Annotated in this window: 28 protein-coding genes; 2 read left to right on the top strand and 26 right to left on the bottom strand. The window is 46.8% G+C overall.

Annotated features, from left to right (window positions below; translation table 11 throughout):
• Positions 1 to 113 precede the first annotated feature (113 nt).
• The 24 genes from MHH48_RS20835 to MHH48_RS20950 form a co-directional block, all read right to left on the bottom strand.
• Complete coding sequence (locus MHH48_RS20835) at positions 114 to 638, bottom strand: YfiT family bacillithiol transferase (RefSeq protein WP_076321824.1); 525 nt, start codon at positions 636 to 638, stop codon at positions 114 to 116.
• Positions 639 to 729: 91 nt separating this feature from the next.
• Complete coding sequence (locus MHH48_RS20840; RefSeq protein ID WP_076321825.1) at positions 730 to 1,638, bottom strand: hypothetical protein; 909 nt, start codon at positions 1,636 to 1,638, stop codon at positions 730 to 732.
• Positions 1,635 to 2,000, bottom strand: a complete 366-nt coding sequence (locus tag MHH48_RS20845; protein ID WP_076321826.1) for a glyoxalase superfamily protein — start codon at positions 1,998 to 2,000, stop codon at positions 1,635 to 1,637. Before MHH48_RS20845 ends, MHH48_RS20840 begins: the two co-directional genes overlap by 4 nt.
• Before the next feature lie 174 nt (positions 2,001 to 2,174).
• Positions 2,175 to 2,810, bottom strand: a complete 636-nt coding sequence (locus MHH48_RS20850; RefSeq protein WP_076321827.1) for a DedA family protein — start codon at positions 2,808 to 2,810, stop codon at positions 2,175 to 2,177.
• An 18-nt stretch (positions 2,811 to 2,828) separates the two neighbouring features.
• Positions 2,829 to 4,070, bottom strand: coding sequence for a glycosyltransferase (locus MHH48_RS20855; RefSeq protein ID WP_076321828.1), 1,242 nt, complete (start codon positions 4,068 to 4,070; stop codon positions 2,829 to 2,831).
• A gap of 22 nt (positions 4,071 to 4,092) precedes the next feature.
• On the bottom strand, positions 4,093 to 4,629 hold the full coding sequence (locus tag MHH48_RS20860; RefSeq protein ID WP_076321829.1) for a phosphatase PAP2 family protein: 537 nt from the start codon (positions 4,627 to 4,629) through the stop codon (positions 4,093 to 4,095).
• Positions 4,630 to 5,247 (bottom strand): VTT domain-containing protein, encoded by a 618-nt coding sequence (locus tag MHH48_RS20865; RefSeq protein WP_076321830.1) that lies wholly within the window; start codon positions 5,245 to 5,247, stop codon positions 4,630 to 4,632.
• A gap of 331 nt (positions 5,248 to 5,578) precedes the next feature.
• A complete protein-coding gene (locus tag MHH48_RS20870; protein ID WP_076321831.1) occupies positions 5,579 to 6,226 on the bottom strand; it encodes an HAD family phosphatase in 648 nt (215 codons plus the stop codon).
• A gap of 31 nt (positions 6,227 to 6,257) precedes the next feature.
• Complete coding sequence (locus MHH48_RS20875; protein WP_144023430.1) at positions 6,258 to 6,419, bottom strand: zinc ribbon domain-containing protein; 162 nt, start codon at positions 6,417 to 6,419, stop codon at positions 6,258 to 6,260.
• Positions 6,370 to 7,068, bottom strand: coding sequence for a YjjG family noncanonical pyrimidine nucleotidase (locus tag MHH48_RS20880; RefSeq protein WP_076321833.1), 699 nt, complete (start codon positions 7,066 to 7,068; stop codon positions 6,370 to 6,372). Before MHH48_RS20880 ends, MHH48_RS20875 begins: the two co-directional genes overlap by 50 nt.
• Positions 7,069 to 7,186: 118 nt before the next feature.
• Complete coding sequence (locus MHH48_RS20885) at positions 7,187 to 7,768, bottom strand: GNAT family N-acetyltransferase (protein ID WP_306024207.1); 582 nt, start codon at positions 7,766 to 7,768, stop codon at positions 7,187 to 7,189.
• Between the two features lie 28 nt (positions 7,769 to 7,796).
• A complete protein-coding gene (locus MHH48_RS20890) occupies positions 7,797 to 8,453 on the bottom strand; it encodes an HAD family hydrolase (RefSeq protein ID WP_076321834.1) in 657 nt (218 codons plus the stop codon).
• Positions 8,454 to 8,504: 51 nt separating this feature from the next.
• A complete protein-coding gene (locus MHH48_RS20895) occupies positions 8,505 to 8,984 on the bottom strand; it encodes a GNAT family N-acetyltransferase (RefSeq protein WP_076321835.1) in 480 nt (159 codons plus the stop codon).
• A gap of 15 nt (positions 8,985 to 8,999) precedes the next feature.
• Entirely contained in the window at positions 9,000 to 9,722 is a 723-nt protein-coding gene (locus MHH48_RS20900) for a class I SAM-dependent methyltransferase (protein WP_076321836.1), read from the bottom strand.
• Between the two features lie 135 nt (positions 9,723 to 9,857).
• Positions 9,858 to 10,604, bottom strand: coding sequence for a GNAT family N-acetyltransferase (locus MHH48_RS20905; protein WP_076321837.1), 747 nt, complete (start codon positions 10,602 to 10,604; stop codon positions 9,858 to 9,860).
• A gap of 121 nt (positions 10,605 to 10,725) precedes the next feature.
• Positions 10,726 to 11,283 (bottom strand): GNAT family N-acetyltransferase, encoded by a 558-nt coding sequence (locus MHH48_RS20910; RefSeq protein WP_076321838.1) that lies wholly within the window; start codon positions 11,281 to 11,283, stop codon positions 10,726 to 10,728.
• A 36-nt stretch (positions 11,284 to 11,319) separates the two neighbouring features.
• Positions 11,320 to 11,799 carry a hypothetical protein gene (locus tag MHH48_RS20915; protein ID WP_076321839.1) on the bottom strand — a complete coding sequence of 160 codons (480 nt, stop codon included), beginning with the start codon at positions 11,797 to 11,799 and terminating at the stop codon, positions 11,320 to 11,322.
• Positions 11,789 to 12,433, bottom strand: a complete 645-nt coding sequence (locus MHH48_RS20920; RefSeq protein WP_076321840.1) for a hypothetical protein — start codon at positions 12,431 to 12,433, stop codon at positions 11,789 to 11,791. Before MHH48_RS20920 ends, MHH48_RS20915 begins: the two co-directional genes overlap by 11 nt.
• 127 nt (positions 12,434 to 12,560) lie before the next feature.
• Positions 12,561 to 13,106 carry a GNAT family protein gene (locus tag MHH48_RS20925; RefSeq protein ID WP_076321841.1) on the bottom strand — a complete coding sequence of 182 codons (546 nt, stop codon included), beginning with the start codon at positions 13,104 to 13,106 and terminating at the stop codon, positions 12,561 to 12,563.
• A 48-nt stretch (positions 13,107 to 13,154) separates the two neighbouring features.
• Positions 13,155 to 13,496, bottom strand: coding sequence for a DUF3139 domain-containing protein (locus MHH48_RS20930; RefSeq protein WP_256720466.1), 342 nt, complete (start codon positions 13,494 to 13,496; stop codon positions 13,155 to 13,157).
• Positions 13,497 to 13,513: 17 nt separating this feature from the next.
• The gene (locus MHH48_RS20935) at positions 13,514 to 14,143 is read right to left on the bottom strand and encodes a hypothetical protein (RefSeq protein ID WP_076321843.1); all 630 of its coding nucleotides are present in this window, start codon (positions 14,141 to 14,143) and stop codon (positions 13,514 to 13,516) included.
• Positions 14,144 to 14,147: 4 nt separating this feature from the next.
• On the bottom strand, positions 14,148 to 14,273 hold the full coding sequence (locus MHH48_RS20940) for a hypothetical protein (protein WP_256720467.1): 126 nt from the start codon (positions 14,271 to 14,273) through the stop codon (positions 14,148 to 14,150).
• Positions 14,274 to 14,326: 53 nt separating this feature from the next.
• A complete protein-coding gene (locus MHH48_RS20945; protein ID WP_076321844.1) occupies positions 14,327 to 15,493 on the bottom strand; it encodes a metallophosphoesterase family protein in 1,167 nt (388 codons plus the stop codon).
• A gap of 199 nt (positions 15,494 to 15,692) precedes the next feature.
• Complete coding sequence (locus MHH48_RS20950; protein ID WP_256720468.1) at positions 15,693 to 16,097, bottom strand: NusG domain II-containing protein; 405 nt, start codon at positions 16,095 to 16,097, stop codon at positions 15,693 to 15,695.
• Positions 16,098 to 16,158: 61 nt separating this feature from the next.
• Between MHH48_RS20950 and MHH48_RS20955 the strand changes: the two genes are divergently transcribed.
• Positions 16,159 to 16,590 carry a hypothetical protein gene (locus MHH48_RS20955; RefSeq protein WP_144023431.1) on the top strand — a complete coding sequence of 144 codons (432 nt, stop codon included), beginning with the start codon at positions 16,159 to 16,161 and terminating at the stop codon, positions 16,588 to 16,590.
• A 186-nt stretch (positions 16,591 to 16,776) separates the two neighbouring features.
• Complete coding sequence (locus MHH48_RS20960) at positions 16,777 to 17,961, top strand: MFS transporter (RefSeq protein WP_076321846.1); 1,185 nt, start codon at positions 16,777 to 16,779, stop codon at positions 17,959 to 17,961.
• A 93-nt stretch (positions 17,962 to 18,054) separates the two neighbouring features.
• Here MHH48_RS20960 and MHH48_RS20965 read toward each other — a convergent pair whose 3' ends face one another.
• On the bottom strand, positions 18,055 to 19,038 hold the full coding sequence (locus tag MHH48_RS20965) for a response regulator transcription factor (protein ID WP_076322178.1): 984 nt from the start codon (positions 19,036 to 19,038) through the stop codon (positions 18,055 to 18,057).
• Between the two features lie 76 nt (positions 19,039 to 19,114).
• Positions 19,115 to 19,585 carry a hypothetical protein gene (locus MHH48_RS20970; protein ID WP_076321847.1) on the bottom strand — a complete coding sequence of 157 codons (471 nt, stop codon included), beginning with the start codon at positions 19,583 to 19,585 and terminating at the stop codon, positions 19,115 to 19,117.
• Position 19,586: the final 1 nt, after the last annotated feature.

Consider the following 19,586-nt stretch of genomic DNA (forward strand, 5'->3'; position numbering starts at 1 on the left):
CTATCACACGAACCGCCCGATTCACAGTGTAAAATTGCGACAATCAAGTTAGATATCACGACACGGTGACACGTAAAAAACTCCGCCAGTTGACGGAGCAGGCTGTGCTGTATCTAAAATTTCAATCGTTCTCTTGCAGATGTGATATGTGCAGTATGGTGCTTTCCATGCCAGGCGTACATGCCCATGGCGTATTCCAGACTTGTTTTTCGCTGGTTCTCTGGGTGATAGAACGTTCTGAGATAGTCTCCGTTATCCATGATGTCTAACAAAGCACCCCATCTGGCATGCATGCCATCAAGCAAAACAAGCGATGCCTCAATGTCCAGGATCAATGAATCTTGAAGGGCTGCCCACTTCTGCTCGCCATAAGGCTTAATTGTTGGGTTGTCTTCCGTTAAAGCAAGTTTAAACCGAATATAGCTGTTCATGTGGCTATCTGCAAGATGGTGAACGACTTGACGAATCGTCCAACCTCCATCTCGATAAGATACATTCAGTTGTTCCTGGCTTAGCCCCTGGACTGCAGCCCTCAGTTTCTCCGGCAGGCTCTTAATCTCTTGAATCCAGGGCTCCCTTTGTTCTGGCGCGGAGTGCCCTTCCCATTCAAATTGCCCTATCGGGTATCTCAAATCCATGTTCCCTCACTCCTTGACCATCATTTTTTGTAAAATTCCTATAGTAATGATATTAGCATTTTACAACGAGTCCAGTATTCCTGATCCGATGTCACTCCACCGCAATCCTTTCAAAATTACGCAGCGTCCGAAGTGCATTCCATGTCAGAACGCCCTTCCATTCCTCCTTGGCCAACGGCCATACCTCTTCGTACTGGTACCAGCTCCAATTGGGCTCCCAGGCACCATCTTCCCCTTGATTCTCTATAAGCAAATCCAGTTCCAGCGGCAGAAGCTCTTGGTATTTAGCAAAATAAGGTGAATTCGGAGAATCCATAATGCTGAGAGGCGTTGCTCCGTATCCCTCGCGGCTGCCAGGATCCCTGCTTATGCAATTATCCATGAAGACCTCAAGGGTTTCTTCGATCTCGGACGCCTGTTCTTTCGGCAATCTTTCGTTCAAGCGCAAATAACAAAACAATTCATGCATTTCATGAAGATCGCTAGATTGTTTCAGGTAGTTTACAGCATAATCAATCCTTGATTCCAAAAACTCTAAAGGGTATAACTCCCGCTCGTCGATAAAATAGGCGGTGATATCCGCATTCGGATTTCCCCAATGATCCTTGAAGGCTCCGTACTGCCACCAGATCGCCCTCGGAGACTGCTCGGCTTCCTTAGGAATAATGTCCCACCCTGACCGCTCTGGCACATAGGAGTGCTCAAGATACTTTAACGCAGATATAACCCGTTCGCTGCGCTCTGGATGATCTGGATTTAACCGAAGAATCTCAAGCGCTCTGGTTGTTGCCAGAGCAGATGACTCCTTGCAGCGAAGATCGGGCTCAAGACCATGACCAAATCCACCGTCCTCGTTCTGATAGCTGGCAAGCTCAGTTAATACGTCCGTAAACGACCCGTCCTCGAATTCGTACCGGAATAGTGCCCGTTCAAGGTCCCTGGCTTGGTGCAGCATATATTGCCTGGCTTGTTCAAATCGCATCCTGTTTAGCTTCTTCACTTGGATTCCAACTCCTCGTAGAAAGTGATTCGGTTGCCGAATGGATCAACGACACATAGTTCTTTGCTGTTCCAAGGCGCAGTCTCGATTCCGGGCCTGGAATACGGATAGTTCTGGCTTAACAGTTGTTCGTGAAAACCTTCAATCCCTGCCATCTCCACGCGAATGGCTGCTCCTGGGGAACAGTCTCCGTAATGCTCCGTCAAATGAATCGTTAACAAATCCTTTGTTATTTGCATGTAGAGCGGTGCCGAGTCATCAAACCGATGTTCCCAATCCAAGGTAAAACCAAGATATTGGATATAGAATTCCCTTGCCTTCGTTTCATCGAATACCCTGAATAATGGTATGATTTTGCTCATGATCTGCCCCCTACTACATCCTTTATTTTTCAAACTCCTTATGTATGTACTGCTGACTTATTTAGAATATATCATAAATTCTGTAAGGGCTCGTCCCAAAAATAAAAACCCAGCACAGATACATAAAACCACGTTTGCTGGGCCATCTTTGGCAAGTATTCTTTTCATTTATAACTATTCATTCCTGGTCACTTTGGGCAGCTTCTTGGCTTTCTCGCGTTTAACACGACTCCACACCAGCAGAACGAGAAATGAACTACCCAGGCAGATAAAGATCACTTTCAAATAATGCTCAACCACATTCAGAATGTACTGCCACTGCTCGCCGAATATAAAGCCTATGCTGAAAAAGACCAACACCCATGAGGCTACGCCCGTGTACCCATATAGCCACACCGTTCGATAGGGAACCCGAATCATGCCGATAAAATACCCGATAAATTGCCTGACCCCGGGTATGAAAAAACAAATAATGAGCAGCTTATTTCCATACTTGTTGTAATAGGCCTGCGTTTTCTCTACAAGGGACGGCTTGATAAACAACCATTTTCCATAGCGCTCTATAAGCGGCATCCCCAGCTTGTATCCCAGGATATAGGTAATGGTTAGCCCCATGGCCGCCCCCATAAAAGCAGATCCAACGGCAGGAACCATATCGATGATTCCTTTATAGGTTAGAAACCCGGTATAGGTTAAGGTACTATTTCCAGGAGGAATTGGAAGAGCAATAAAATCAAGAGGAAGCCCAATCAATAACACCAGGTAGCCGTATTGTTCAAACAACTGCTCAACCAATTCAAACAAATTCATGGAGAAAACTCCTTCATCTTACCGATAACTGTCATAGTAGTGTTGTAGAGCATCATTTACATAAACTTCTTTGTTCAGCACCTCGTAAGGCACCGGATTCATATCTTCAGACCATTCACGAGAATGGCGCTGATTCTGTTGAATATCCATCAATCTTGTCAGGACTGATAAAGCCGAATCTTTATGCGTGTTAATGGCCGCTCTTCGCTTCATTTCTTGCAATAAGGGCGGACTTGTAATTAATGTTAGCAATTGGTGCTGCAGTTCACCCGCCATGGCTTGCCGTGCCACGCCTATTCCAACCAGGTAGTCTGCATTATCCTGCTCTTGGCCTGGCAAGGGTTTCACTAACAGCATCGGCCGTTCCATCGTTAATGCCTCGGAAATCGTGAGGCCTCCCGGCTTTGTCACCATCAGGTCCGCTATCGCCATCAATTCATGCATACGATCTACGTAACCCATGACCGTGATTTGCGGATGATCTGAAAACTCTTCCAACAGTGATTGATATAATTTCATATTGCGGCCGCACACGACCATAAACCGAGCACCCTGCGGGTATGCCCTTGATTTCAAGAGTTCGATAATTTCTTTATCGATCATCCCTTCTCCACCGCCCATAATCAGCACGACCTGTTCGGATGGACACAAGCCGTAATAGGCTCGGAGCCGTTCCGGATCGACAGGTTGACTATACAGCGGATTAACGGGTATGCCGGTCACAGAGATCTTTTCGCTTGGCACGCCTTTGCGCTCCAATGCAACCTGTACCACATCGGAACCAACCATGTAATAATCCGTATGAGAGTGTATCCAGTAGCTGTGATCCGTATGGTCCGTCATGACGGTTGCCGTCGGCACATTAGTGAACCCCATCGCTTTCAGCAGAGACATGCCCGCTGCTGCCGGCGGAAAGGTACTGACCACGATAGCCGGATTTTCCGTTTCCAGCATCGTGCTGAGCCTGTGAAGACTGAAGGTACTAAAGCGTTTCAGCATCTGGATGAGGGTGTTTTCCTCGCGCGTTTTCTGGAATAAGTATCCATAAAAGGATGGGAAGTGCTTCATCCATTGCACAAAGAAAAACTGACCAGCCACATGCAGCCGTGGATGGGTTAGCTCCATGTAATCAATGACTTTCACGCGCAGATGAGGGTAGTTTCTTTTTGCTGATTCCACAATGGCCTTTGATGCCTGGTTGTGACCCTCTCCCAGACTTCCGGTTAATATGATGATTTTTTGCTCATATATGGATCTCATGAATATTACTCCTTATCTAACGTTATGTGATTCCAATGACATGCATCAGGTAAACGACCAGCCATCCAGAACCGAATCCAATCAGACTGCCTGCCAGGCAATCAGTTGGGTAATGATATCCCCAATATATACGGGATAGACCGACCAGCGCAGCCAGGATAATTAGCAGTATCGTAGGCAGCGGAGATACCAGAAACAACAATGGTGTAATGACGGCAAAGATCGCCGTGGTGTGTCCTGACGGGAAGGAATAGTCCTTCAATGGAAAATTTCCAATCTTCACCTGCTCCAGAACCCGAAACGGACGATCTCTTCTGACGATCTTCTTGATGAGGACAACAATCAGATGGCTAATGGTTAAGGCAATGGCACTCTGATATGCCGTTATGTCCCATGCTTCAAATGCAGCCCAGGCGATGAGCAGTGCGCTCAGAATCGTAAAGGTGGCTCCACCGAGATGGGTAATGCCGCCGAACAGCCGATCAAAGGCTCTGTTGCTGATCGTCTGGTTGCACCAGACAAATACCCGGTGATCAAATCTTCGTAATCGCTCGATCATTCATTCTTCACCTGCCGTTACATCAACTGAATCTTTTGAACCCTGCACGACAGGGATTTCCGAACGTTTTTTCCTGCGTTTTTTGATAAAGTGAACCGTCAGCCAAATCCCTCCAATCAGAGCACCTACGGACATCAAAATAATCGTAAGTACGCTGTCCACCATATTCTCTGCAGCACGGCCATATACGTAGAAGAGCACACCTACGGTATAGAACTTCACGGCGCGTCCGATTGCTGCGTAGGTGAGAAGTTTCCATAAGGGATAGCTCATGCAGCCGGATAGAATGGTGAAGATTTTAAAGGGAATCGGTGTAAAAGCACCGACAAGAATTGCGGCTTCGCCATGCTTGGTAAACAAGGCGGTGGCGGAATCGTACCATTTTTTCTTCATGACCTTGGTTAAGACCAAATTTCCGGAAGCCTTGCCAATTCCATAACCGATCGGCGTTCCGATCAAGCAGCCGACAAATCCGATCGAGGCGAGCCAGATCGCACGGTCCGGACTCAATGCACTTAAAGACAATTGCGAGAAAAGTGCCGGGATCGGAAAAATAATCGCATCGATCATGGCATGAATAAATAATCCGATATCGCCTAAATTACGTAAAAAATCCATCAGGCCTTGTCTCCTCTGCTAGACTACACACTGGGCAATCCCTATACTGTGCGATATCGTGGGTCAAATTTATATCCGAAATCATCCGTTCACATTCCTCTCACATATCATGTTAATGTAAGAATATCATGATTGAAGAAAGATGACTTCCGTCTTCAGACGATAATCAACCTAGACTTAGGTCTAGATACTAATAGTAGATATAATATAGTAGATATAGTATAAACGAGTTTTATGATCAATAAGTTGAGTTTATAACCATTTGGACCATAAACAAAAAAACAGCTTAGCCGCAATATGCGGCCAAACTGCCAAGCTCTAAGACCATGAACTATTCAAATTGACAAATTTGCGCGACCTCTCGGACCGAGTTCACCACATGATCGGCCTGCGATAAGTCCTGATTCCCCGAGTTCGGGTTCACGAAGCCGATGCAATTCATTCCAGCCGCCTTCGCTGCAGCAACGCCATGCCTTGCATCCTCAAGCACCATGCAATGCTCTGGATTCACTCCGAGCAATTCAGCCGCCTTAAGATACACATCCGGTGCCGGTTTCCCTTTCTCCACTTCTTCACCGCTCACAACGCATTCAAACTGATCCAAGAGATCGAACTTACGCAAGACGGCCGATATAAATACTGGTGGCGATGATGATGCAATAGCTGCTGGTATGTTACGTGCTTTAAGCTCCGCAAGGAGCTCCCGAATGCCATCTATAGGCTCCATTTCCCGTGAGGTGAGTATTTCAATTTTATTGGACAATTGGTATTCAATGATTTCCGAAACGGATTGAGCAAGCTGATGTTCATCTTTAATGGCTGCCCACATCTCCGGATTGGTCATGCCTACATACTTCTCCAGCTGTTCATGGGTTATCGCCGATCCGTAGTCGTTCATCACCTGAATATCGACCTCAAAGTGAAGCGGTTCACTGTCAATAATGACCCCATCCATGTCAAAAATAAATGCCTGTATCATGTTTATGCTCCTTTGTTGATATGTATTTTAGTTAACGCCAGATTATATCGAGTAACGTTCCCAGCACTCCGGTTTTATGGCCTCTAAGCACATCGGGATTGAATACTTCGACGAAGCCGCATCGGGTACAGGATACAACAAGATCACTCAGATGAAATAATATCGTGCAGTTCCATAAGGGAATGGATCTCATACTTAGGTTGAATGGATGTCGGGTTTGCCTTGCGCAGTGGGTTATACCAGCAGGTATCAATCCCGTAACGAATGCCTCCCTGTATATCGGAAGTTAGTGAATCGCCGACGATGAGAACTTCCTTCTTGTCGGGATGATTCAACTTATCGAATGCATAATCGAATATGCCTTCGTGGGGCTTCTGGGACCCAGCATCCTCCGAAACAATGATGCATTCAAAGGAATCGCATAACGGAGACCGGCTAATTCGGTTAAACTGCACTTCCTTGATTCCGTTCGTGATGATAGCCATTCGTTGACCACTTTCCGCAAGTTGACTGCACAGCTCTTCTGCCCCCTCCATCAGAAAGGAGCCTTGCCCTAGATATTTTATGTAAACATCGCTAAAGGCATTGGCATCCAAGGCGCACTTGATGTCGTGTTCTGCCAACAGCCGGTCAAACCTGGCCGTACGCAAGTCACTTTGTGTAACCTTCCCCTGCTCGAAATCACGCCACAACTGTTGGTTAATGCGTCTGTAGCTGTCTACGATGGCATCCGTGCACTCCTGATCAATCTCGCCAAAAACGCCGGACAACGCAAAAGCCTCCGATTTGGCATAGTCGTATAATGTTTCATCTGCATCAAATAAAATAACGTTGTAACGCACGGCTGCCCTCCTTCTCATGCTGCTTAACTTATGACAATCTGGATTGCTGATTCACTTAGAAGCTATTCAGTCAAATGAAGAATCCTACACCCAAGGCAAGCTGTTTCATCATACCTCCTTAACCCTCTCTGCGGAGTTTATAGAGATGATACCGCTCCTGCTCATGCTCGATATCCCCCACATACTTAAACCCGCATTTTTGGATCACTTTATTGGAGGCATGATTATGAACGACGGCTAAAGCGCTTAGCTCGCGCTCGCTTGTATTCCGGAACAAGAACTGGATTAATGCCCGTACAGCTTGCGTTGTATATCCCTTATTGTAATGCTGATTCGAGATTCCGTACATAATCTCTCGATTGGGCTGAGGCAGCTCTTCCTTAGGACCTGTATTGCACCAGCCGATACATTCGCCTGTTTCTTTTAAGACCATGGCTAGCCGCAGACGCAGCTTCCCCACGTCCCCGCCGTCATGAACGGTCTGCAAGAACTGCCGATTCTCCACAATTTCATAGTTGATTAACCATTCGAGCCGCTGTTCCCTGGGCACATCCCAACCAGGCAGGAACTGTCTGATCTCAGGTTCGTGCGTGATCTTAAAGATCGCATCAAGGTCTTCCACCATATATTCCCTGAGCAGGATGTCCTCACATTCAATTGTGAAGGGCATTCCTGGGGAATGGATACTTGTCTTGTTCAATATAGTCCTCCTGCATTCATTCGCTCGCTCATTTTCCCTGGCCCATGACGAGGGCTATTAACTGATCGGGCCGAGTATAAATATCATCAGGTTCAACGCTAAATTCTACGTTCTGTACGGTATCAAACCAATGCGCTCCAATGGTGAGCACCTGGGCTGATTTGCCTGCCGCTATATCGGCATCGCTGTCGCCGACAAAAACCACGTCCGATGTACTCAGACCGAGCAATTGAACGGCTTTGAATATCCCTTCCGGGTCCGGCTTGGAACGTTCAACCTCATCACCCGTGATGGTAGCGGCAAAAAAAACGTCCAGCTCCAGATTTCTTAGACATATATCCAGGCACCTTCTGCTCTTGCCAGTAATAATGACCATGGGTTTATGTAAATCCCACAACTTCGAAATAAGATCCTGAATCGCCTCCGAAACCTGTACATGCTTCTGAAAATTCTTCTCGAAAACTTCGTAATAATAGGCTACGGCTTCGTCAACATGAGCTGGATTCGAGAGATTTTCAGTTATAATCTCTTCCTCCGTTGGCCCAAATGTCTGCACGATTTCCGCATCCGTCAACGTTTTACCTTCATATTTCATGAAAACCGCCCGGAACGCTTTAAACGAAAGCGGCAGCGTATCTGCTAAAGTACCATCAAAATCAAACAGCACCGCCTGAATGCTGGACATACATCGCTCCCCTTTCACTCCAAGAACCAGACTGAACAACGTTATTCTGCTTTAGACCAAATTCAGTCTCATCTGAATGGTAATCATCTTCTGATCATCATCTAACGTCGTAATACGGACATCGAAGGGCTCTAATCCAAGCTTATGATAAAAAACCAGCCCTCTGGAGTTAGTATTATGGCAGCTAAGAGAAAAGGTTGTCATTCCATATTTCTCTTTGGCTATATCCATCATGGTCTGTAACAGCTTCTGCGCTGCTCCCATTCCTCTATGCGACGGAGAAACGATAACATTTCCGAGCCACAGAGATTGATCAACATCCTCATAAAAATTCGCATAAGCGACAACCTGCCCTGTAGATTCTTCAACAATAACCGTAGGATCATATCGATTTTCTAGCAAACTCAAGATTTGCTCCGGCGTCCAAGGAAACTCCGATCTGGGACTCACGTAAAACAGCTCCTCCGGCGTTTGAGGAAAGCTGCATATCGTTGATAAATCCTTGTCTGCCAGCGGCCTATGGGTGTACATATTACAAGCTCCTCCTTACTTCATATTTCGTGCAATATACATGCCTCTTCCAATCAAGCCTTGCGGATCATGCTCCACGTGAAGGCCCGTTTCCTGGAATGCCTTAATCATCTCATCCACGGTAAAGAGCCCCATACGATGCTCCTCCGTATAATGTTCAATTCCATGCTCGCTTCCAAACAAATACTCGAATTTCATGATCGAAATATTGCCTTCGCGGTCCGAATGGGACATCCTGCTCATATGGATCCCGCGACGCTCAGTCATGATCGCGTCCACTCTTCCGGCGGTCCAGACATCCGGTGTAAACCACGGCTCAACCAGAATGACACCCTCCTCGTTCAGATGCTCCTTAAACTGCGTAAGGGTCTGTACCAATAGATCCAGCGTTTTCACATAACCGATGGAGCTGAACAGACACAGGATCACATCATATTTCCGATCCAAGTGAAAACGGGTCATATCGGCAACCGAATAATCACCCTCAGGATTTTTTGACTTCGCTATCGAGACGAATTCGGGATTTAGATCAATACCATCGATTGCATAGAACTGCTTTAAGAACAAAGCATGTTCCGCAGTTCCACAGGCAACATCGAGCATGGTCCGGTAATTCTTGCCCTGTCCTTCAATATATTCCCGGATCAGGTGCGCCTCCTGCTTATAATCCTTAAGGCTGTAAATTACATCATAATATTTCGACGATAAATCAAACATGGATTCACCAACTTTCCGCATCGGATAACATCATCTCAAGCCGGGTCATCCGTGCCAGGCATCTTCCATGATTATACAACTGTTCATCAGAATGAGTAACCCCTTGTTCACATAAGCAGCGGATTCATCAATATCCATGATTTGGGTCGCATGTGCTTACCCTTCGATACGTTTGTGTCTGTACCAATAGGAATAAATCTCTTTGTACTGAAGACGATCATACAATCGGCTTGCAGCAAGATTACTCTGTACCACCTGTAAATAGCTGCTCGTAGCTCCATTCTTCTTGGCCCACTGCAGTATATGTAACAGTAACTGTTTGCCAAACCCGCGATTTCGACATGCCGGAGCCGTAGCCAGATCATATATTCCTACAAAGCCCTGCTCCAAAGCTCCGATCCCACATGCTACAGGTTCAGCTTGATCATATAGGATGAAGAATCCATACGGTATCACGGAATAGTTAAACAGCTTTCTTTTCACAGCCTTATTTCTCTCTGAAATTTCGGTTATATCCCCGAGCACGTCCAGCCATTCATCGGTTAGCTTTTCTTCGATCTTAACCTCCTCATGGGATGGAGGCTCAATATCATCCAAGTGATCCAACACTCTAAAGCTGGTAGGATCCTGTATGGTATATCCCCTGGATTCCAAAATAGGATCGAGTTCCTGCGGATTGAATGGTGTCATTTTAAATATGACGTCAAGCCCGGCCTTCACATATAAACGCTCACATTGTTCAATCTGGCCATAAAGGTCTATGGAAGGCTCCGCATAGAGAGCATGAATGGAGTTGGATCTCTTGGTATAGCCATCTGCAAATCGTAACAGCCATCCATGGTGTGTCAAGGTTTGGAGCGCTGGCCAAGCGTTTAAGGTAAGCTCTTCGATTCTCTTATGCACATATACCACTCCTACAATATGGTAGGAATAAATATACGTTAATTCGAATTTTTATTCAATAAATAAAAATGTCTGCTTTCAACCAGAACTTCCACCTGGCTTCGATTGTTCGGATAACCGCCTATAATCTGAACAGAACAGGAACATCCGCGAGCCTTCTTTTCCATATCATATGGTCTGCTCCGTTCCCCCAATGGTCCTGAAGGACATAATCGGGTTCACCCAGCTTCTTCTTCCAGATCTTCTGTGCATGGGAGTATCCGCTATCCAAACAAAATTCGGTCATTCCTTTATTGAGAAGCGTAAGATACATGAGATTTAACATTAGACTTCCGATCCCTTGCTGTTGGCAATCAGGATGAACAAATACCGTTCCGCTTTCAACCACATCACGCAATTCTCCATCGGTAGCTTCCCGAATCAATGCATTGGATGGTCCAAACTCGATGCAACTCACAATGTTGTTGTCTAGCAGTCCGATGAGAAAGTATCTCTGCTCTCCGTGCGTATCAAGATCCGCGTTCAAGTACCTCCTTTTGCTGTCAATCTCCTGCTCCATGTCTTCAAGTAAATCTGATAAACCTTCTTTGGCAAAAGTATCGGTAATCACAAACCTGAAAAAATGCTCCATGGCATCTATATCGCCGCGATTGGGTCGCCTAACTTCTACTTGAAGCATGTAAAGTCCTCCCTTGTACATTCAGTTACAATAGACTCACAGATTTTTGGTGTGTTTCATAACATGGGCTTTAATTTCATCCTTTTGTTCATCGGTTAGCTGGACGGGTTTCCATGTTTGGTCATCAGGGATGTGGATGGTTAGAGGTTGATCAAGCTCCTGTTCGAGATTGTTTGTATCCTCCGTCTGTAGATTTTTCAATCGTTTATGACTCTGATCGTATACCTTTGTAATAATAAAGTTCCCATTGCTATCATAATAATCTTCAATCGCCCGTACTCGTGACTGAGTTGCCCCTCGATTGTCTTCATAATTGGTAATGGAATTCACTTTTTTATAACCTGCGGGTACAGAGAATCCATCTGCATTCATCATTATATTTTCAGCGATAAAAGCTTCAACATGCTCTACCTCTTCCCCTTCGCTCTGACAGGAGCACAAAACCAATACCATCCAGACAGAACAGATCCATAGTGCGATCCGGTCAGCATATTTTCTTTTCAATTTAACCTTCATGTTCATGAATTCCCGATGGGACGAATAATATGCTCAACTCGGCAGCTGTGTCATTTATGAACGTTTCCACTTTATCTAAGGTAAAATAAACCAGCTCAACCTTCGGCTCATTACGTTCATCCAACAGCCACTCTAATTTGAGCGTTCGGTACTGCTCTACCTCTGACTTTTCAACAAAAAGAGGTATGGAATGTCCTGCCGAATCCTTAAGTTTATTCAAAATGGAGTCTGTCCAATGCTCTGATCGTTTCAATTCGAATTCAAGCTGACTGACCTCTTGGTTATATGTATATCTTATGTTTTCTTCGTCCTCTATGTTTTCTTCCTTAAAATCAGCGTACAACGTCTGAACCCACCGTAAATCCGTGTAGATATGGGTAAAATAACCGTATATATATTCTTTCCATGCCTTCTCCGGCTTCAGATTTAGATAATGCAAATAATTCTCCTTGATGAGATTTGCGTCAGGCAGCCTTCCGTCATGTACCAGATGCGTAATCCCTTTCTGTTCTCTCGTGATCTTGCCTCTAACATGAATGGCATCCGGAGCGATGCTCCCGATCAGCAAATGCGGAGACGGCTCCGGTCCGCCCAACTGCTGGGCAACCGCAAAATGGACCATGGGCCACGGCATAGCGATAACCTCCTGAACTTATCGTAATTGTGAGAAAGACCCAGCACCCCAAATGCTCCCATCTCAGGTCTGAGTCTTGATGATCGGTTTGTCTTATAAATCATTGAAGTATACACCTTTCATGTGTTTACTCCAAGCGTTCATTGCGGATAACCATATGTAGGTGGTCTTCCCAGACCCCGTTAATCTTCAGGTATTTAATGGCCAGTCCTTCTTCGTAGAAGCCTAGTCGTCTCACTACATTCAACGAAGCTTTGTTTCTTGGCATGATGTTAGCTTCCAACCGGTGCAGCTCCAACGTATCAAAACAATAGGCGACCACGGCCCCTAGCGCTTCGGTCATATACCCTTTCCCCGTATGAGCCTGTGCCAGCTTGTATCCCACATGTGCCGATTGAAAGACGCCTCGGACGATATTGCTGATCGCAATCGAACCGATGATTTCATCACCTTGATGCAGCCACACTTTAAACAGAGATCCGTCAGCTATGCTTCGACTCTCCGCAGCCAGAATCTCCGCCTGTTTATCGATGGTATAGAACTCAGCTTCTCTGGCGGGCTCCCATACCTTCCAATGGTCATCGTTCTTGACTATAAAATCCACCACATCCGCTGCCCGATCCCGATCCATGCTCTTCAACTGCAGACGCGAAGTTTGTAGTGTAATGGACATGCAAAACTCCCCCTTGAACAGCTTAAACTGAAATCAGATCATACCATATTAGTCCCTTGGGATATAATGCCTTAGCTTTGATTGGGTAATTCCACGGGCTTTCCCCTCTGGCGTCAATCGGTATTCGAACTGCATAATCGTATCATGTGCAAAATAAATATATTCGACATCAGGCTCGTCCTTGAACACCACGACGACATAAAAGGGAGGCAGCTTAACGCCCCAGACGCCTTTTACCGACTGTATCTCATCCTTGCTGTAATGTTCTTCTTCAAGCAGGTAGGCATTCACTTTCTTAGCGTAGATCATTTTATTCGCCTGCACGGACACAAAGGGAGACAGAAGCACAAGAGCTAACAATACCAGTAATGCAATTCTGATTTTCTTCATTTTATTCCCTGCTATTTTCATAGATTAAAATGCCGTTTAACCTCTTCGTAGTTCTCCTGAATGCTTCTGCTTCCGTCTACAAATATAACCTTGAATCCCCGATCCATGGCGTCCTGGGCCACAAATGCCGCAAAGCCGATATCTCGTCCCATCCAATTCTGGAACGCGGTATCAGGATCATCGCATTGATTTAGAATATCATGGATCCATTCCCGCTTCGCATAATGCTCCTTCTGGAAATCCGGTACCGGCACGACCCAAATCGCCTGATGAGGGCTGGATACCAGCTCTGCTACTTTTTCCGGCAAAAGCGCTGCACCCTCCACAATGATGGGGCTCGTATCCGGCATGGCCGATACATCATCCACAATCATCCGGAATTCCTCGCGATAAAACTCCAGTTCTTCATGAACCTGCTGCTCTACAGGTCGTGACCACAACGCATTCCAGGTCATATCCTTCAATCGGATCATGGTGGGAAACTCAGATGGATTGCTTGCGTTCACATGCTTCTCGTTGAACAGATCACATTGATAATAGGTGTAGCCATAATCTTTCGTGATCATTTCAGCAATCGTGGATTTGCCTGAACAGGGGGACCCCCCGATCCAATATACGTGGGAGTAGTCTTTTTTCTCGTTCATCATATAATCATGCCCCTCTGTCGCTATCTTGTCTTAACTCGTTTCGAATCTCCAGCAATACGTTCCAGATCGCCCTCAAATATACCACAACGAATAAAAAGCCTACTATCAATATCAATCCGATCATTTCCATCTTCACCCCACCTTACTGCTTGGACTGGAGACCTGCATTCAACCATATCTCTTCTATATGTAATCCCTCTTGCCTTCAGCGCTTTTTCGTATTCGCAGCGTATCAAACAATCGCCCTTCATCATCGATGGCGCGCACTTCCAAGCGATCCAACGTTACAACGACTTGCAGAAAATGAGGCACCGCCAAAGACTGCGAAGTATGCCATTCCCTCTTGGGCAGCAACCAGCCCGGCATGGCTCCGGCGCCGCCTGCTACGATGTACACGATGCCGTTGTCGTAATCCACGGTTCCTTGCGTCAATGGGTGGCTTCGCTCATATACAATCGTATGCGAGTTGATAACCAGATCCACGCCATACCGTTCAAATACCGGGCAAAGCTGCCGCAAACCCTCGACTTGATAGCCGCCCGAAACATATGGCGGGTAGTGAAAATATACAATTTTCCACCTGCGATTGCTTGTTGAGAGCTCGCGTTCCAAGAAATCATACTGCGCATTTCCCGGACTCATTACGCCGGAGCTGCGAGGATAATCTTCTTTTCTGATCAAATCCGTGCTGTCCAAGCAGATGAAATGAGCGTCTCCGTAATAAAATGCGTAGAAATTCTTCGGTTCGGGAAAAGCAAACAGATCGTAATACCATGACGCATTGTCCTCATGATTTCCCAGGCAACTGTAGATAGGCGTATCCACAAAAAAATCTCGTCCAGGCCCAAAGAAATACTTGTCCCAATCCTCAGCAAGCTTCCCGTCATGGACGACATCTCCTACAAACAAGGCGATATCGGGTCGATACTGCTTCATCCGGCTGAAAATTCTCTGATTTATACGTCCTCCCGACGAATCAAACCCGCTGTAACCCCCGGTTTCACTGGTCACTGTAAAAGAGAATGGCTCACCTTGTCCTGCTGCTGTCTTGAACATATAAAATCCCGAATCAATTTTATAGGATTCATGCTGGGTGTAGATCCTGTAATAATAGGTGGTTCCGGGCTCGAGACCCTCCACCGTTATTTGATGTATCCGTGTTGGAGACTCATTAGCGAAAGTACCGAATAGGTCAACAGGCTGCTTGTAGTTCCCTTGATGTCCGCTATGTATTCTCTCAGCAAGCAGAACATCTACCCTGGAAGTTGCAGGGAGAGACGTTTCCCACATCACGGTCATGGTGTGCTCGGTCGGGTTTTGCAGGTACGGCCCTTTCATAATGGAAAGCATGTTCAGCCTCCTTCGTTCCTATTTTTCGGGAAATTATGGTAGCACGATCTCACTTCCTCTCTAATTATAACTATCCTTTCAGCTAAAAAGTTACGCTAACCTTACATTCACGCCAATGTCCTACATAACGAAAAGAACCGGCAAAAACCCCCGGTTCTTAGTGGAATTTATGATAACCATACCCTCTTGTATCCTGAACTTAGCCTACCACAGCATCCAGTTCCGTCTCACGCTGTTCATGTTCGGGAACTAACACCTCGACCACGACTCTAGTCGGCACGCAGATGATCTGCTGGTAGGGTTCCGAAATAAATCCCATATCCAGTGCAATTCTCCTCGGGGCATCCGAGTATATCATCTGGATCCCGTAGTCGTATACTTTCAGGGTGTTGTGTCCAAACTTGGTCTTAATATCAATGATACGTTCGTCCCCGGTCAGTGGGACGGTTTCGTATTCTTTGCCATTCACCGTAATCAAGGCCTGCAGTTGTCCCTGCTGGTAATCCACATGGCTATGCTTCCACCATTGCAGACCCGTGAAGGTGCCCAGGATCAGGATCAAGGCAAACAGGATCATATCTCCGCGTCTTATTCTGGACAACATGCTCCCTCCTGACATGCACAGTCTTCGAACCCAAGTATGAACAATGTTCAAAGCCATCGAAATGAATTTTGTCACATTCGTCAACTACGCCATACGGCTTGTACAAACGGAAAATGAATCCCGTCTCTTCGTTATGGGAATGTCCGGTCTGTCAACAGGTCTATATCACGCGCGTGGATTTCAACCGACGGAGCCTATTCGCAAGGTGCTAAGCGACGGGTTGGGTTATAAGGAAATTTCGACTGAGGAGCTGCCCTTCTACGCCGGTGACCGTATCTTTATGCTTATTCCCGGCAATGCCGTATCTAGGCAAACTGCGGAAGTTATGATGCAGTCCTCGCTATGGGGCAACCTGCCGGCTGTCCGGAACGGCCTTGTTCATGTGTTGGAGGCAGAACGCTGGAACTACGGAGATGCCCATACGCTGGTAAAGCTTCTGAACCTGCTGCCTGAACTATTATTGTCTACGTCCACTTCTAAAACCGCCTTATAGTTTCTCAATAAGCAATACACAGAAGAATAGGAAAGCCATTCATTCTATCCGTTAATATAATCCGTTCCGCCACAACTTCATCCGCCAGCAGGTAGCCAGTAATCGCGAGTATACTTTAGGCTTATGAATAGCAATGTTCACAACGTAATGTTGCTTCAAATCGGAACGATAGGAGGAAACAATAGAATGGCTAGAATCCGGATCGGCATGTTCTTCAGCGTATTTGTCGCCATGGTCGGATTAATGATCATCGCTCCCGTTATGCCGCCCTTGATCAGGGAATTGGGATTAAGCGAGACGCATTCCGGCTTGATCATATCCCTGGGTTCCATCGCAATGGCCGTCATGGGACCGGTATGGGGAAATTTAAGTGATTCCAAGGGCAGGAAGCCTGTCATTGTATTTGGTTTTATTGGCATGTTCGTCAGTTATATGTTATTCACTGCGGTTATGTACCTGGGTCTTCATGATAGAATCTCCGGTGTGCTGCTTATCCTCCTGCTCATTATTACGCGGGCTATGGTGGGTTTCTTTATTCCCGCTGTTCCCTCTTCGGCTCAGGCGTATATCGCCGATGTGACCGACGAGAAAGGCCGCTCCGCCGGAATGGCACTGCTTGGCGCGGCTAACGGGTTAGGCTTGGTATTGGGTCCTGCTATTGCCGGCGGGTTTGCGCTCATCAGCCTGATCGCCCCGCTGTATGCTGGTGCCCTTCTGCCGGTAATCGCTGTGGTTGCAGTTCTTTACCTTGTCCCTGCCTCAAAACCAGTCATTCAGCAGAAGGCCCCCCGTGTGAATCCGTTCCAAAAAAGAGTTCGTCTTTATTTATTTGCGGGCCTGGCCACCATGCTGGGCATCATTACGGTACAAGTCATCGGCGGGTTTTATTATCAGGATCAGCTCGGGCTGACGACCCAGGAAACAGCCCATATGATCTCCCTTAGTTTAATGATTAGCGGAGTCGCCATGATTGTCACGCAGGGCCTGCAGATGAAGAAACTCAAATGGTCTCCAAAAGCGATGATTCTGATCGGCGCAGTACTGCTTATGGCCAGTATGCTGCTGCTGCTCATCACCGGAAGCTTGATAAGCTACTTCATCGCATTCTTCTTATTCGGTGTAGGCACCGGACTGATGATGCCTGGATTTATGGCAGGCGCTTCGCTTGCGGTTAGTCGCGAGCAGCAAGGCGGCGTAGCCGGTCTGGTGTCTGCCGTTCAGGGCATTGCTGCCATGATCTCCCCGATTCTCAGCACGACCCTCTATCGAGTGGACAAACATATCCCCTTTGCGCTGATCGGGATCATTGTCCTTCTGATGGCATTGGTTGTGCTTGGAACACGGGATCAGCCCTCTGCGAATGATGCTTGATTCGACGACTTAAACAAAATAAGGCGTCCCCAAACGGGGATGCCTTTTATTTCGATCACAAGAAAGTTAAACGATTTCGTGTAAATCTCCGTATCAGTAGTACTTCTTAACTTCAGAAGGACTGACTCCATAAGTTTGGCGAAATGTCTGCGAGAATGCACTCACATTGCGATAACCTACGGTCAAGGCTGCCTCGGTCACGTTAGCCTCCCCGTTATGCAATAATTCCATCGCCCGCTCCATCCTGACCTTCCGGATGAACCCAAATACGGTTGTCCCGTAACATTGCTTGAAGCCCAGCTTAAGTTTATAATCATTCAGCCCAATTTCTTTGGCCAGCTCCAGCAACGAAGGCGGTGAAGCATATCTCGACTCCAAAATCCCATGAGCGAGGCTTAGCTTGCGTACATCTGCCGCTGATAGCCCTTCAGGCAAGGATTCATGACCGAACAGTTGCTGGATCATTCGATCCAGCAGCTCATAAGCTGTACCTTCAACAAGCAGCATGGACCGCATGGGCTGACAGACATCATGAATCATTCTCTTGACCAGTTCTTGTTCAGGGGAGCGGAAAGACAAGTGGATTTTTTGAAATTCGGAAACGTCCAGCAGCTTCCTGAAATGATTCTCTTCACGCCCTGCAGCCTGGGCCACCGCAAAATTAAACAGGGAGACAGGAACTCCAAGCGAGAATGACTGATGCCGCTCTTGGTTCGGCAGCGTAAAGCGAACGTCAATATCCTCCATCAACAGCAGGGCGCTTGTCCCACGGTCCAAGGTGCGATCCTTTCCGCCAATATGGATATGCCGTTCTCCGCTAAAATTGAACTGAATCTCGACCATGGGCTCTTTCGATTGAAACCGGTTCGTAAACCGGCGATGATATTGATAATCCGAATAGCATATCTGTAGGCCGCTAAAGGTCCGCAAACGGTGGAAGCCGCCTTCTCCCGCAGATGGAGCGAGCATATAGGCATTGCTGCCGGACTTTTGAATATTTAAAGTGGCAAAATAAGCATCATAGATCATCTGCAATGATTCCGAGCAGCGTGAAGCTGCCGAAAAATCCGGCTGCATGCCGGGCACCCCCCCACCTTGGATTACAATGTTGATTTCATTATGAACTGCATTAATCACATACCTTTTTCCTCTATCAATACAGCTCCGTTGACCTGCATGCACAGATTACATACCGTCCATAGACTTCGGCTCCCTGATAACACCAATCTCGGCCGATATAAGGGTGCACATATTGCGAGATGCAATCCTGACACTTGGCCCGGCTTCCCACTGGATCGCTCGTATACCACCACCCGGAAGGGTATGGACATAGACCTCGGCAATCGTTAATCACCGTCTTGGGGGTGCAAATGATATAATCGGACGGACAAGAAGCATCTGCGCCGCAGCCCGAGCAATATTGTCCATGCGGAGGCCGGCAGGGCCCCGCAGCAAACGAGATTTTGACGATATCGTCATCATCGGGCCGGACCAATACTTTGGCAAGCGTCTCGGCCGTTTTTTGCGCAAATGTATTCAATAGCGACTTCCGATTCATCTTCCGGGTAACCCGGCTGATCAACACCTGGGTCTCTTCGTCCTTGTTCTCCGGCTTCCGCCACATA

Origin of the sequence: Paenibacillus sp. FSL F4-0100 (assembly GCF_037993005.1) — a bacterium.
Taxonomy (GTDB): domain Bacteria; phylum Bacillota; class Bacilli; order Paenibacillales; family Paenibacillaceae; genus Paenibacillus_AQ.

Excerpts from the sequence above, each read along its gene's own strand:
- MHH48_RS20925 (WP_076321841.1), bottom strand. The coding sequence starts at position 13,106 with ATGTCCATTACACTACAAACTTCGCGTCTGCAGTTGAAGAGCATGGAT.
- MHH48_RS20945 (WP_076321844.1), bottom strand. The coding sequence starts at position 15,493 with ATGCTTTCCATTATGAAAGGGCCGTACCTGCAAAACCCGACCGAGCAC.
- MHH48_RS20970 (WP_076321847.1), bottom strand. The coding sequence starts at position 19,585 with ATGTGGCGGAAGCCGGAGAACAAGGACGAAGAGACCCAGGTGTTGATC.
- MHH48_RS20955 (WP_144023431.1), top strand. The coding sequence starts at position 16,159 with ATGAATTTTGTCACATTCGTCAACTACGCCATACGGCTTGTACAAACG.
- MHH48_RS20910 (WP_076321838.1), bottom strand. The coding sequence starts at position 11,283 with ATGCTTCAAGTAGAAGTTAGGCGACCCAATCGCGGCGATATAGATGCC.
- MHH48_RS20890 (WP_076321834.1), bottom strand. The coding sequence starts at position 8,453 with ATGTCCAGCATTCAGGCGGTGCTGTTTGATTTTGATGGTACTTTAGCA.
- MHH48_RS20895 (WP_076321835.1), bottom strand. The coding sequence starts at position 8,984 with ATGTACACCCATAGGCCGCTGGCAGACAAGGATTTATCAACGATATGC.
- MHH48_RS20950 (WP_256720468.1), bottom strand. The coding sequence starts at position 16,097 with ATGTTGTCCAGAATAAGACGCGGAGATATGATCCTGTTTGCCTTGATC.
- MHH48_RS20855 (WP_076321828.1), bottom strand. The coding sequence starts at position 4,070 with ATGAGATCCATATATGAGCAAAAAATCATCATATTAACCGGAAGTCTG.
- MHH48_RS20860 (WP_076321829.1), bottom strand. The coding sequence starts at position 4,629 with ATGATCGAGCGATTACGAAGATTTGATCACCGGGTATTTGTCTGGTGC.
- MHH48_RS20960 (WP_076321846.1), top strand. The coding sequence starts at position 16,777 with ATGGCTAGAATCCGGATCGGCATGTTCTTCAGCGTATTTGTCGCCATG.
- MHH48_RS20835 (WP_076321824.1), bottom strand. The coding sequence starts at position 638 with ATGGATTTGAGATACCCGATAGGGCAATTTGAATGGGAAGGGCACTCC.
- MHH48_RS20935 (WP_076321843.1), bottom strand. The coding sequence starts at position 14,143 with ATGATGAACGAGAAAAAAGACTACTCCCACGTATATTGGATCGGGGGG.
- MHH48_RS20845 (WP_076321826.1), bottom strand. The coding sequence starts at position 2,000 with ATGAGCAAAATCATACCATTATTCAGGGTATTCGATGAAACGAAGGCA.
- MHH48_RS20900 (WP_076321836.1), bottom strand. The coding sequence starts at position 9,722 with ATGCGGAAAGTTGGTGAATCCATGTTTGATTTATCGTCGAAATATTAT.
- MHH48_RS20875 (WP_144023430.1), bottom strand. The coding sequence starts at position 6,419 with ATGAGATCCATTCCCTTATGGAACTGCACGATATTATTTCATCTGAGT.
- MHH48_RS20870 (WP_076321831.1), bottom strand. The coding sequence starts at position 6,226 with ATGATACAGGCATTTATTTTTGACATGGATGGGGTCATTATTGACAGT.
- MHH48_RS20965 (WP_076322178.1), bottom strand. The coding sequence starts at position 19,038 with ATGCAGCCGGATTTTTCGGCAGCTTCACGCTGCTCGGAATCATTGCAG.
- MHH48_RS20915 (WP_076321839.1), bottom strand. The coding sequence starts at position 11,799 with ATGAAGGTTAAATTGAAAAGAAAATATGCTGACCGGATCGCACTATGG.
- MHH48_RS20930 (WP_256720466.1), bottom strand. The coding sequence starts at position 13,496 with ATGAAGAAAATCAGAATTGCATTACTGGTATTGTTAGCTCTTGTGCTT.
- MHH48_RS20920 (WP_076321840.1), bottom strand. The coding sequence starts at position 12,433 with ATGCCGTGGCCCATGGTCCATTTTGCGGTTGCCCAGCAGTTGGGCGGA.
- MHH48_RS20865 (WP_076321830.1), bottom strand. The coding sequence starts at position 5,247 with ATGGATTTTTTACGTAATTTAGGCGATATCGGATTATTTATTCATGCC.
- MHH48_RS20940 (WP_256720467.1), bottom strand. The coding sequence starts at position 14,273 with ATGGAAATGATCGGATTGATATTGATAGTAGGCTTTTTATTCGTTGTG.
- MHH48_RS20850 (WP_076321827.1), bottom strand. The coding sequence starts at position 2,810 with ATGAATTTGTTTGAATTGGTTGAGCAGTTGTTTGAACAATACGGCTAC.